Origin of the sequence: Furfurilactobacillus milii (assembly GCF_009863985.1) — a bacterium.
Lineage (GTDB): Bacteria > Bacillota > Bacilli > Lactobacillales > Lactobacillaceae > Furfurilactobacillus > Furfurilactobacillus milii_A.
In genome coordinates, this window is record NZ_WEZT01000002.1 from 135,018 (window position 1) to 147,416 (window position 12,399).

General features: G+C 41.3%; 16 protein-coding genes. 15 read left to right on the forward strand and 1 reads right to left on the reverse strand.

Translation table 11 applies throughout. The features are described 5' to 3' along the window. Positions 1-133 precede the first annotated feature (133 nt). The 12 genes from GB992_RS01260 to GB992_RS01315 all read left to right on the forward strand — a co-directional run bounded on the left by GB992_RS01260 (position 134) and on the right by GB992_RS01315 (position 9,471). Positions 134-802, forward strand: a complete 669-nt coding sequence (locus tag GB992_RS01260) for a type II secretion system F family protein (RefSeq protein WP_161000892.1) — start codon at positions 134-136, stop codon at positions 800-802. After that, positions 802-1,149 (forward strand): competence type IV pilus major pilin ComGC, encoded by a 348-nt coding sequence (gene comGC, locus GB992_RS01265; RefSeq protein WP_186337556.1) that lies wholly within the window; start codon positions 802-804, stop codon positions 1,147-1,149. The genes GB992_RS01260 and comGC overlap by 1 nt, the downstream gene beginning before the upstream one ends. Next, the gene (locus tag GB992_RS01270) at positions 1,136-1,564 is read left to right on the forward strand and encodes a pilus assembly FimT family protein (RefSeq protein ID WP_161000893.1); all 429 of its coding nucleotides are present in this window, start codon (positions 1,136-1,138) and stop codon (positions 1,562-1,564) included. Before comGC ends, GB992_RS01270 begins: the two co-directional genes overlap by 14 nt. Then, positions 1,545-1,787, forward strand: coding sequence for a hypothetical protein (locus GB992_RS01275; protein ID WP_161000894.1), 243 nt, complete (start codon positions 1,545-1,547; stop codon positions 1,785-1,787). The genes GB992_RS01270 and GB992_RS01275 overlap by 20 nt, the downstream gene beginning before the upstream one ends. Beyond that, complete coding sequence (locus tag GB992_RS01280; protein WP_161000895.1) at positions 1,747-2,199, forward strand: competence type IV pilus minor pilin ComGF; 453 nt, start codon at positions 1,747-1,749, stop codon at positions 2,197-2,199. The genes GB992_RS01275 and GB992_RS01280 overlap by 41 nt, the downstream gene beginning before the upstream one ends. Positions 2,200-2,603: 404 nt before the next feature. Then, positions 2,604-3,614, forward strand: a complete 1,011-nt coding sequence (locus GB992_RS01285) for a class I SAM-dependent methyltransferase (RefSeq protein WP_162855584.1) — start codon at positions 2,604-2,606, stop codon at positions 3,612-3,614. Positions 3,615-3,660: 46 nt separating this feature from the next. Beyond that, a complete protein-coding gene (locus tag GB992_RS01290; protein WP_161000896.1) occupies positions 3,661-4,845 on the forward strand; it encodes an acetate/propionate family kinase in 1,185 nt (394 codons plus the stop codon). A 232-nt stretch (positions 4,846-5,077) separates the two neighbouring features. Next, positions 5,078-6,469, forward strand: coding sequence for an amino acid permease (locus tag GB992_RS01295; RefSeq protein WP_161000897.1), 1,392 nt, complete (start codon positions 5,078-5,080; stop codon positions 6,467-6,469). Positions 6,470-6,638: 169 nt separating this feature from the next. After that, positions 6,639-7,250, forward strand: coding sequence for a metallophosphoesterase (locus GB992_RS01300; protein WP_161000898.1), 612 nt, complete (start codon positions 6,639-6,641; stop codon positions 7,248-7,250). 50 nt (positions 7,251-7,300) lie between these two features. After that, entirely contained in the window at positions 7,301-8,020 is a 720-nt protein-coding gene (locus tag GB992_RS01305; protein WP_161000899.1) for a YutD-like domain-containing protein, read from the forward strand. 15 nt (positions 8,021-8,035) lie between these two features. Then, positions 8,036-8,824, forward strand: coding sequence for a TIGR01457 family HAD-type hydrolase (locus tag GB992_RS01310; protein ID WP_161000909.1), 789 nt, complete (start codon positions 8,036-8,038; stop codon positions 8,822-8,824). After that, positions 8,821-9,471 (forward strand): TIGR01906 family membrane protein, encoded by a 651-nt coding sequence (locus GB992_RS01315; RefSeq protein WP_161000900.1) that lies wholly within the window; start codon positions 8,821-8,823, stop codon positions 9,469-9,471. Before GB992_RS01310 ends, GB992_RS01315 begins: the two co-directional genes overlap by 4 nt. Before the next feature lie 66 nt (positions 9,472-9,537). On the opposite strand, the gene GB992_RS01320 is transcribed toward GB992_RS01315, so the two are convergent. After that, entirely contained in the window at positions 9,538-10,179 is a 642-nt protein-coding gene (locus GB992_RS01320) for a VTT domain-containing protein (RefSeq protein ID WP_161000901.1), read from the reverse strand. Between the two features lie 555 nt (positions 10,180-10,734). Here GB992_RS01320 and GB992_RS01325 point away from each other — a divergent pair. The 3 genes from GB992_RS01325 to GB992_RS01335 are packed head-to-tail and all read left to right on the forward strand — an operon-like array spanning position 10,735 to position 12,122. Further along, positions 10,735-11,319, forward strand: a complete 585-nt coding sequence (locus tag GB992_RS01325) for a peptidylprolyl isomerase (RefSeq protein WP_162855578.1) — start codon at positions 10,735-10,737, stop codon at positions 11,317-11,319. 23 nt (positions 11,320-11,342) lie between these two features. Next, positions 11,343-11,723: a CvfD/Ygs/GSP13 family RNA-binding post-transcriptional regulator gene (locus tag GB992_RS01330; protein ID WP_161000902.1), complete on the forward strand. Its 381-nt coding sequence runs from the start codon at positions 11,343-11,345 to the stop codon at positions 11,721-11,723. A 33-nt stretch (positions 11,724-11,756) separates the two neighbouring features. Continuing rightward, positions 11,757-12,122: a hypothetical protein gene (locus GB992_RS01335; RefSeq protein WP_161000903.1), complete on the forward strand. Its 366-nt coding sequence runs from the start codon at positions 11,757-11,759 to the stop codon at positions 12,120-12,122. Positions 12,123-12,399 lie beyond the last annotated feature (277 nt).

A 12,399-nucleotide genomic window follows, 5' to 3' on the forward strand; every position in this document is an offset into this window, starting at 1 on the left:
GATCAGCTCCTAAAAGATGGGTTTGTGGTAAACACCATTTTAAAGGAAGCTGATCTTTTTTGTCCGAACAGCGTTCGGATTAATTTTACAATCTACCGTTAAGGTTCGCCAACAACAAAAAATTCGTGCAGTATTGCGTTATCCACTGGGTATTCTGATTTGTTTAGGCCTGTTAATTGTGGCCGTCAAACAGTTATTGCTACCAGAATTATCTGGTCTGGGTGCAAAACAGTTATTGATTCCTAGCATCGGCTGGCCGTTAAAAGCGTGTTTAATAGTTTTTATCACTGGCATCATCATTGTGGGATGGCGTTTTTGCCATCAGTCGAGGTTACGCCAATTACAAGTGTCATGTAAATTGCCCATCGTTGGACCACTTTTGAAAATGTATTGGCATTACTATTTATCACTTGATTTGAGTCTGCTATTAAATAGTGGCATGCAGTCACATGATGTTATGAAATTATTGCAAACGTATGAAGCAAAGTCGTTATTGCGCCAGTTGGCTGATCAATTAAATGATCATTTGATGGAAGGAGCTAAATTGGACACTTTTGTTGATCGTTACCGTTTTATACCGGCAACGTTTAAAGTTTTTTTCAACAAAGGCTTGAGTAATCGTGAAATTGCTAAAGATCTAAAAGTAGACGCTCAGCTAACTTACCACCGTTTATTTAACCGGATAGAAGGCTTGATTGGGCTGATTCAGCCATTACTATTTGGTGTCATCGGGTTAGGCATCGTCGGTGTCTATCTCAGTATTCTGTTGCCGCTTTACCACACAATAGGAGGATTATCATAATGATAAAAAAATTGAAAAGCTATGCTCAAAAAATGCGGGTTAAACAACGGCAGGCCTTTACGTTAATTGAAATGGCCATTGTTCTATTTATTATTTCACTCTTGATTCTGATCATCGTGCCGAACTTAACGGCATCTCGTCGGAATGCTACTAAAACCCATGGGGAAGCCATGACACAGGTAGTTCAAACGCAAGTAGATCTTTATCAGAATGATAATGGTGATAAGGACGTGACCTTTGATGAACTTCAAACGGGAAATTATCTCACGGGTAAGCAAGTTTCGAAGGCCAAAGATGAGGGTATTGAAATTCACAATAATGTGGCAGCTGTGGATGTTAAAAAATAGGTCGGCATTTACATTGGTTGAAAGTTTGTTAGTCCTTGCAGTTACGACAGCAATTCTAGGAATTGGCGTGCAAACGTTTAAAGTGACTCGTGAGCGCCAGGCTGAGGCTCAGTTTTTCGAAACACTAGTGAGTCTATTTGAACGGGCCAAAATGCATACGATGTTGGGACGCCTAGTTACAGAAATTAACATCGATGATCGAAAAGTTGTTTACAAGGAAACTTATCATCAACCACAAACAATTAAAATGCCGGCAACCTTATCTGTGACAAAGACATCACCTAAAATCTTGATCATCAAGGATGAGATGATTGCGCCAAGAAGAATTGTGTTAACGTCCTCACTAGGCGAAGAGTACGCGATTAAACCACAACTGGGATGGGGGATTATTCACATTGAAAAGCTCAAACGTTAGTCAACGAGCTGGATTTGTTATGGTTGAGGCGATGTTGGCTTTAGCGCTAGCGCTCAGTGCTTGTACGCTAGTAATGGGGCTCACACAACAAATGAACACTCGACTAACTTTCGAACGACAGCGTACAAAGAAGGCGCGTTTACGCTACGAAAAAACAAGTCGACAGTTAGGTGAGGTTATGAATGGTAAGAGTGAGGTCAAGGCCAGCGTTCACAATAGTTGAAACGTTGTGGGGGCTAACAATTGGTGTGCTGGTATTGTTTACCGTGGCATTAACGTTGCAACAATTGCGGTATAATGCCTCGAATGAGTATCAGAGCATTCACCAGCTGGATAACGCTGTTATGCATTTAGGAAATCCAGAAGAAAAATTTCGGTTTGAAAGTCAACAGGACAATGAGGTTAGGATGATTGGGCAAACGCATAAGGGAGTTGTTCAGCATTATCGCTTAGTTGCTAAGCGAAACAGCCTTATTATGACAACAACTAAGGGTGGTTATATGCCATTAGTAGAAAACATATCAGACACTTCAATGATGTATGCGAATGATTGTTTGACCATATCATTTAAAACACGTCATCATCGACAAGTAAGCAGAACAACGTTTCTTCCGGAGGCTAGTCTTGAGAGTTAGCGGTGATACAAAATTACGCACAGCGTTTGTTATGCCAACCGCCATTTTTTTGATGACTATGACGCTGACTATTTTGCTCATTCAGTTAATGACGTATGAGTCGACTATTTATACCCAAAGAAATGAACGAAAATATTGGCAGATTCAAACAATCGTGAACGAAGTCAGTCTGATGCAGGCAAGGCATTCCCAGCAAATCAGCTTTTCTTTTCCTGAAGGGAAAGCCACGTTAAAAAATTCACAAATAAAAATAATTTTAACGAGTGGAGAAACCGCGTCCTATCAAGTTTGGGAGCGGAAACATAACTTGAAATAACTGGCATAAATCGGTATCCTTAACAAGGACATCGATTTTTGTTTTTGATGTAATTAAAAAAGAGAAATTTTTAAAGAGGTGAGTAACGCTGTCACAAGAACAGGCACAAACACTTTATCAAACACTTGATCAAGCGATTGGGATTTTACAGACACAGCTGGAAACGAGTTATTTAGACGCCTTTATTGAAGTGGGTGACGATCTTATTGACGGCGGTCAGGTCAGAGTTGAGAATGGTCGGCCTGATACGGAAGCGGTCGAAAAGTTAACAGCTTTGTATCGTCAGATTAAGTTAAATCAACTAGATGAAGAAACTATCCGACGTGGTCTACAATTGGTCCTGTTGAAGGATGTTGAGACCGATGCAATTGATGCTAATCATCAGCTAACACCGGATACCATTGGTTTTTTGGTTGCATATTTAGCCAGTCGCGTTATTCACCGCGACCAGTTAAATCTGTTGGATCTTACAGTGGGTACAAGCAATTTACTGACGACGGTTATTAATCAACTAGCTGAGTCAAACTCGGTAAAAATCAACAGTTTTGGTGTTGATAACGATGATTCTATGCTCGCGGCGGCCAATGTTGTCGGCACCTTGCAGAAACACGATATTCAATTGTTTCATCAGGATGCGTTAGATCCATTAGTGATGCCTAAGGCAGACCTAGTGGTGAGTGACTTACCGGTGGGGTATTACCCATTGGATGAACACGCCAAACAGTTTAAAACGGCAGCCCAATCCGGACATTCGTATGTGCATCATTTACTTCTTGAACAAGCTGTTAATCAGTTGACACCCGGTGGCTGGGGAATTTTCCTTGTTCCTAGCGAACTATTCACATCTGTTGAGGCCAAGGGGCTGGTTGAGTGGATTCAAACGGAGGCGCACCTTCAGGGACTGCTCAACTTGCCGACAGAATTATTTATTAATAAAGCGGCTCGCAAGGCTATTTTGATGCTTCAGAAAAAGGGCGGCAATGCAAAGCAAGCCGGTCAGGTTCTATTGGGTGAATTCCCATCATTTAAGGATTCAAACGCTGTCCGTCAGTTCACCAATCAAATTGATAACTGGGTTGCAGCAAATATTCAAAAATAGTTTCGTTTCATAAATTTGATAAGTAACTAAAAGGAGAATCGCGCACATGGCAAAAACAATCGCAGTTAACGCAGGTAGTTCAACTTTAAAGTTCCAACTTTTCGACATGCCTTCGGAAGAGGTTATTGCAAAGGGGCTGGTGGACCGAATCGGTTTAGCAGAAGGATCATTTACAATTGACTATGGTGATGGTCAACACTTTAAAATTGAACAACCCTTTAAAGATCACAAGGTCGCCATCAACGTTTTGTTGAAGGAACTTATTGATCTGAAGGTTATCGGCAGCTTTGATGAAATTACTGGTGTTGGACACCGTGTCGTTGCTGGTGGTGAATTCTTCAAGGACTCAGTTGTGATTGATGATGATGTCTTAGCAAAGATTGATGAGTTAGCTGAATATGCACCATTGCATAATCCTGCCAATGCAACAGGCATCCGTGCTTTCCGTGAAGTTTTGCCAAACGCAACTGCAGTCGCCGTATTTGATACGTCATTCCACAGCACAATGCCTGAAGAAAACTATTTGTACTCTATTCCTTACGAATACTACGAAAAGTTTGGTGCCCGTCGCTATGGTGCACACGGTACAAGTCATCGCTATGTTTCCGCTCGGGCTGCTGAAATTCTGGGTAAACCACTGTCAGATTTAAAAGTCATTACGTTGCATTTAGGAGCAGGCGCCTCAATTGACGCGATTAAAAATGGTGAATCGATTGATACGTCCATGGGCTTTACGCCACTTGCAGGAATTACAATGGCAACTCGTTCAGGGGATGTGGATCCTTCGCTGGTTACGTTCCTTCAACAAAAGTTGGGAATTACTAACCCTGAAGCGATGATTGACATTTTGAACAAGAAGTCTGGTTTGCTTGGTATTTCCGGTACGTCCGGCGATATGCGTGATCTACAAACAAGTGACGATCACCGGGCTCAATTGGCCATCAAGATTTTTGTTAACCGCATTGTGAAGTACGTCGGCTCATACATTGCTGAAATGGGTGGTGTTGACGCGTTGGTATTTACTGCCGGAATCGGTGAAAACGCGAAGGCCATTCGTGCTGCAGTGGTTAATGCGTTTAATTACGCTGGCATCAAGATCGATGATGAACGTAATGACATTCATGGCAAAGAAGCGATTATTTCGACAGATGATTCAACGGCAAAGGTTCTATTGATTCCAACTGATGAGGAGTTAATGATTGCGCGTGACGTTGAAAGATTGAAGAAATAATTGAGCGAGATTAGTACGATTAACCGATATAGTTAAGATAAAGAGAGAGTTAGCTGGCATATTTTTTCGCTGTCGGTTAACTCTTTTTTATTGTCTGAAATATTGAGATGAATTATTTTCACCTTTCTTGTGAAATCGTTTCGTTAGTTCATTATGAAAAACGCTCGTATAATATAATTTATGAATTAGTGAGTGCTAATTTTAAACGGACATACGGAAAGTAGAGGATTCGATGGCAGAAAATCAAACGGATCAGCAAGAATTATCACGATCGTTAAAAAGTCGGCACGTACAACTTATCGCGCTAGGTGGAACGATTGGGACCGGGCTGTTTTTAGGAGCTGGGCAATCCATTCATTTGGCGGGACCAGCCATTATTTTAGTGTATATGTTGACCGGATTGATGTGTTTTTGGTTGATGCGTGCCTTAGGTGAGTTGCTCATGTCGGATTTGTCGCAACATTCATTTATCGACTTCATTGATCGCTACATAGGTAAACGCACTGGTTTTGTGGTTGGCTGGACCTACTGGGTATCATGGATCACAATTGCCATGGCAGAAATCACGGCTGCTGGATTGTACTTTCAGTTTTGGTTTCCAAAAGTACCACAGTGGTTACCAGGTTTTGTGATTCTAATTGTGTTGTTGTGTTTAAACCTAATCACTGTAGAGGCGTTTGGTGAGGCAGAATTTTGGTTTGCCATTATTAAAATTGTGGCGATTATTGCACTAATTGTTGGCGGGTTGGCGATGATCTTTCTTTCGATTAAAACGCCTGTTGGTCATGCTTCTTTTGGCAACTTGTTTCGTGATGGTGGGTTTTTCGCCAAGGGTGCGAAGGGCTTTGTTCTGTCATTTCAAATGGTTGTGTTTGCGTTTGTCGGAATTGAAATGGTGGGGATGACTGCGTCTGAAACGGCCAATCCACATGAAGTCATTCCAAAGGCAATCAATGAAATCCCCATGCGGGTTATCCTGTTCTATGTGGGTTCGTTGTTAGTTATCATGAGCATTTATCCGTGGTCTTACGTGTCACCATCTAGCAGTCCATTCGTTCAAGTCTTTCAAAACGTTGGAATTAAGTCTGCTGCTGGTATTATTAATTTTGTTGTGCTGACCGCGGCTGCATCCGCATGCAATAGTTCTTTGTTTACAACTGGCCGGATGCTTTACTCATTGACGTATGGTGGTAAGTCACGCTTTGCCAAACGGATGAGTAAGTTATCTTCACATCAAGTGCCAGCTCATGCATTACGTTTCTCAACTTTGATTATTGCCATCGCGGTAGTTTTGAATTTCTTATTTCCTGCTGGTGTATTTACCTTTATTTCCAGTGTTGCCACAACGTGTTTTATTCTCATTTGGGGGCTGATCATCGTTGCACACTTGAGATATCGGCAAGCAATGAAGGCACAACATCTTCCATTGGCTGATTTCAAAATGCCGTTTGCACCATTAACTGATTACCTGGTATTGATCTTTCTTGCTTTCGTAGCAGTTGTGATGTTATTTAAGACGGAAACATTGATTGCACTCATTGGCGCTGTAGCTTGGTTTATCTTTTTGTTTGTGGCTAAGTCAATTAGCATGAAGGCTGAGTCCGAAATGGCACAACATGATTGATGATTAAATGAATTTCTAAAGCCATTACCTTGCCGTTTGAACGGACAGATAATGGCTTTTGTTTTGTCATTTGATAATGAAGCGTTAAGCAGGGGCAGGCGGTCTCGACAAGGTGGTTCATGGTAACATGTGGTACAATAAATAGACGAAATTGACGGGAGGTTTGCAGATGCGGTATTTTACGTCGGACACACATTTTTATCATAAAGAGTTACTTGGGATGAACGACTTCGCTCCGCGACCTTTTTTGACCGTTGAAGACATGAACGAAACTATTATTAAAAATTGGAATTCTGTCGTTACAGATACGGATACGGTTTATCATTTAGGCGATATTGCGATGTACTTTACGAGGCCAGCTGTCACGTCACACATTGCGGTGAACGACATTTTGCATCGGTTGAATGGTCACATTGTGTTGATTAAGGGTAATCATGATAACCGTGCGTTGTTCAAATATTTGGCAGCGCATAATGAAACCATGACGGATGGCAAACCTAAGTTTGAATTTCATGATGTTGGCGCGTATTTAAAATATGATCACCGACAATATTATTTAACACACTACCCATTTTCCATGGGGATCGTTGGTAATATTATCAACTTGCATGGTCACATTCACCATTATGCTTTTCCGGCCAAGGAAAATATTAATGTTGGTGTTGATACGCCTGAAAAGAGCTATATTGATCACGAAATTCCATTTGGTCGACCATTTTCGTTTGCAGAAATCGAGCAAATGATTGCGGGCAAGGCGATTGATTATAAAAAACGTCATTAGTTGTTTGTAAAATATGATATGTAATTATTGTTGTAACAAAGGTTAGGAAGGTGATCGTTATCGATCGTGAACACATCCAAGAGCTTGCTCAGGAAGCTCAAGAAAAGCGAGCTGCGATGTTTACCATTGTTCGTGAAAACGAGCAACAATTCTTTATTAACGGGCATCCATACGAATTAGTGACTAATTTTCACGATGCGTTTGATGTGCATAAATTTGCTGAGCGATATAGTACTGTTTTGAGTAAGTATGATTTTTTGGTCGGGGACTGGGGATTTGATCAACTTCGGTTAAAGGGCTTTTATGCTGCTAAAAAACGCAATGTACCAGTGAGTCAAACGATAACGGCGCTACAAGATTATCTATATGAGTATTGTAATTTTGGCTGTGCCTATTTTGTGCTTCATAATTTAGACGTTGAAATTGAGCAACAGGATCGACCACAAAAGGAAGAACATCAACGTTCCCATCGTTCAAGACGGCGTCGAAGCAATGGTGGTCAGGAAACTAAAACGGCCCAAACAGCGCGGAAAAATGATAGCTCGACGAATCAGCGGAATCAAAAGCAGAACGGACAACAGCGTCACCAGTTTGAAACACATCATAAAAAAGAAACAGCTTACACGAAGGAACGTACGGTTAGTAAAACAACGCGGCCTACTGGTCATAGTGGACAGCAAGTTCAGTCTACGCAAAACAAACGACCTTCGCGGCGTCATTTTACAATTAGACAAAAATCGCATTCGCAGACTCAGAATAACGATAAATAGTGAGGATTTTGAATGATGAAGCGTTATTCAGGGTATTTTATTGATTTAGACGGCACCATCTACCAGGGAACCAAGGAAATTAAAACGGCCCAAACGTTTATGCAACGGCTGATTGATAGTGAGATTCCCTATTTGTTTGTAACAAACAATTCTACGCGTAGTCCTGAAGATGTCGCGGAAAATCTGCGCACACATCACCACATCGCCACGACGGCAGCACATGTGTACACGACTGCTTTAGCTACAGCGGACTATTTGCGTCGTTTGGCGGCGGATAAACCATTAACTGCCTATGTTATTGGGGAACGTGGACTTCAGGATGCATTGCGTAATGTTGGTTTTGCACTAGTTGCTGATGCATCGTTTGCACCAACGTTTACGGTCGTTGGACTTGATCGTGAGGTTACCTATGAAAAATTCGTACAGGCTGTGTTGGCTATTCAGCATGGCTCACAGTTCGTAGGGACTAATCTGGATACTAATATTCCAAATCAGCGGGGGATGTTGCCGGGCGCTGGAGCGGTTGTCGATTTTGTCCGTTATGCGACAGGAAAGAAGCCAATCACTATCGGTAAACCCGCTAAAATCATCATGAATGAGGCACTTAACAGGATTCAATTGCCACGAGAAGAGGTGCTGATGATTGGGGATAACTTGCATACAGATATTATGGCTGCAAAGAATGCCAACATGGACTCTCTACTGACACTGACGGGGCTAACTAAACAGGCGCCGGCGAATGATGCAGATATTGTTCCAACGTATGTGGTGTCAGATTTAACTGAATGGCGGTTAAACGGATGATCATTAAAAAAGTAAACCACTGGCTGCGCTATTTGTGCGGATGGTTTTTTATCTTAACAAGTTCAATTTTTCTGACAGTTCACGCTGTCTGGTTGTATCGCATCATGTTATCAACCACAACAATCTTGCATGATGTGAATTTGAATCGGCAAACGATGTTGAAAAATTATTATCAGTTACTCCATTACTTAGATTTTCCGTGGGTGGAACGGTTGCATATGAGTAATTTTACTGATTCGGCGGGAGCGCTCAAACATTTTGCGGACGTAAAGACCTTATTGTTACTCAATAATGTCGTTCTGATTGTAACGGCGATTGTTACAGCATGGGGACTGTGGCGAATGTATCGGGAAAGCCGTTTATGGCAGTTGATTATTCCGATGCGGATTGCGTTGCCTGTTGCGCCTGTTGTCGCAGTGATTATGAGCTTGAACTTTGAAAGTTTTTTTATCACATTTCATAAACTGCTGTTTAGAAACGATGATTGGTTGTTTGACCCCAATCAGGATGCAATTATTAATGCGTTGCCAGCCAGTTTCTTTCTCGCCTGTTTCGCCTTGTTTTTTGTTCTAATTGAGACGTGGCTAATCGTTGGCATGCTAGTTGGTCAGCATAATTTAAGGCACGGACTAGTTTTGAAACACTAAAAAGCACGTCGCTTAGCACTGTGTGAAATCACAGTAAGCTAAGCGACGTGCTTTTATTTGGTGAAATTATGAAGCCGTAACCTTCCCACGAATATAACCCACTACGGCAGGAATCAACGAGATGATGATGATGCCTAAGACAACTGCGGAGAAGTGCGCTTTGACAAACGGAATGTTACCAAAGAAATATCCCCCAGCGGAGCATAGGGTTACCCATGAAATACAGCCGATCAGCGAAAAACGGATAAAGCGGCGGTATGGCATATTACTACCACCGGCGACAAATGGGGCGAAGGTTCGGATGATTGGCATAAACCGTGCCAGAATGATGGCCATCGCACCATGGGCATTGAAGAACGTTTCTGAACGTTCAAGCGCGTCTTTGCGAATCAGCTTGCCAAACAAAGAATGATTCGATAAGGCATGACCAACGCGCTGACCGATGATAAAGTTAAGTGAATCACCGGAGATACAAGCTATTAGGAATAAAATGACAAAGGTCCAAATATTTAGGTGATATAAGCTATTTGCTGCTAGTGCGCTAGCTGCAAAGACTAATGAGTCACCGGGCAAAAACGGTAGAATAACCGCACCGGTTTCAATAAAGATAATGGCAAACAGAATGAGGTACGTCCAGTTACCAAAGTTATTGACGAGTGAAACAAGATGCGCGTCAATATGTAAAACGAAATCAATTAGGGTCGACATAGGTAATCCTCTCTAATTTTCAAAAGTAAGTTTGTTAAGATGTCAAATGACAATGGGCTCACTATAGCAGAAATGAGTGGCAAACAAAATAGGCGATTAAGCGAATATATGGAAATTAACAAAAAGTTTCAAAATCACAATGGCAGACTGTCCTAATATTGTCATTGCAATCATAGTGGTGCTGGTTTCAATTACACATGATAAGGAAATATAGAAGAAGTAAGGTAGATTGCAAATTTAATCCGAATTTTTGGACAAATTTGTCAGCATGATCTGATAAGGTGTTTGCCAGTCAAGTATTTTAAGTGGTCTCTGATTAGATCAGCTCCTAAAAGATGGGTTTGTGGTAAACACCATTTTAAAGGAAGCTGATCTTTTTTGTCCGAACAGCGTTCGGATTAATTTTACAATCTATCGTAAGAACAAAAACAGTCACCAACAATTGCATGTCAGCAGCCGGTTGTTTACAATGATAAAGATTTGACATTCTTCAATGAGAATGTGAACAGGGAAATGCATATAAAAATAAAACAAGCTGTAATAAGGAGAATAAAAATGTATCCACAGATTGAAATTGGTGAGGCCAAGGGTCCACAAGTAACGTTGCACACGACGATGGGGGATATCAAATTCCAATTGTTTGAGGACCAGGCACCGAAAACAGTGGCAAATTTTGTTGGTCTTGCTAAAAATGGCTATTATGATGGTGTAAGTTTCCACCGTGTCATTGCTGATTTTATGATTCAAGGTGGCGATCCCACAGGAACTGGTGCCGGTGGTGAAAGTATCTATGGACAAACGTTTGAAGATGAATTTTCAGATAAATTGTTTAACTTTAGAGGCGCGTTATCGATGGCCAATGCTGGTCCAAATACAAACGGCAGTCAATTCTTCATTGTCCAGGCAAGTCGAGTTCCTGCAGATATGATCGGACAATTGAAGGATATGGGATTACCCGACGAAGTTATTGCCAAGTATGAGCAGGGTGGTACACCATGGCTTGATGGACATCATACTGTTTTCGGGCAAGTTATAGAAGGAATGAACGTTGTGGATGAGATGGCTAAGGTTTCAACTAACTATGAGGATCGTCCAGATACGCCAATTTTAATCAACAGTGTCTCCGTGAGCGAAGCGTAATAAGTTGCGGGGAGGCGCGGTTTATGAAGTACCAGATTGGTCAAACAGTGACTGGTGTGGTAACTGGGATTCAGCCGTATGGGGCTTTTATTAGTTTAGATGAAACTCATCAAGGGCTCATTCATATTTCAGAGACACATTATGGATTTGTACGTGATATCCATGACTATCTAAAAGTGGGGCAGTCGGTAAAGGCTAAAATACTTGATATAGATGAGTACTCGCAAAAGATCAGTCTGTCATTACGTTGTTTGGAAGAGGATCAAGAAGATGTACCAGCGGTCAACGCCCGTGATGTTCACAAGCGGTACTGGACAAATTATCATGTTCACACAGGGTTTCAACCAATTGCAGATGCAATGGATGGGTGGTTGGCGGAAGCCCGTCAACGGTTTTTGAAGTAATGCTAAGTTGTAAGAGGAGGATGAAAGAGCTTTATGAAACAAGTTGCAGGGACTATTTTGACGATTAATGATGGCACCCCAAGCTTTTTAGTTACAAAGAATGAAGGTAATTACGGCTTTTTCTGCACTAAGGTTTTGGAAGACAAGACTGCGTTGGCAAGTATCCTTGAATGTTTGCACGATGCTTTAGAAGTAGATCTCGAACAATTAAGATTAAGCGAATTAACAACTTGTGAGATAGCTGAGGCTAATGTGTCACTGTTTGTTTTTGATCATCTTCAGATCACTTCAGAGTTGAAGCAACGTGCGCTTGAGCAGGGTCTTGATTTTGTACAAGGAGATCAGCTACACACGCTATTTCATGACGTTAAGTTTGACTCTGCACCAGTATTTGATTAACCGTAATGAACTATTTTTCAATTTTTTTGAAATTTGACTTGACCCAGATTCATGTGATTGATATAGTATTACTTGCTGCTACGGAATGTTGATGCAGCAATCATCTGGACCGATTGTGAAACAAAAAAGTTCTTCAACTTTTAATTGACACAGTCAAGTTTGAATGATATTATCAAATAGTTGTCTTGAGGCAACGAAGTAGATCTTTGAAAACTGAACAACGTTTCGACGAATCAAATGTGTAGGGTCTTTGAACGAAAGTTCGAAGCAATTACAA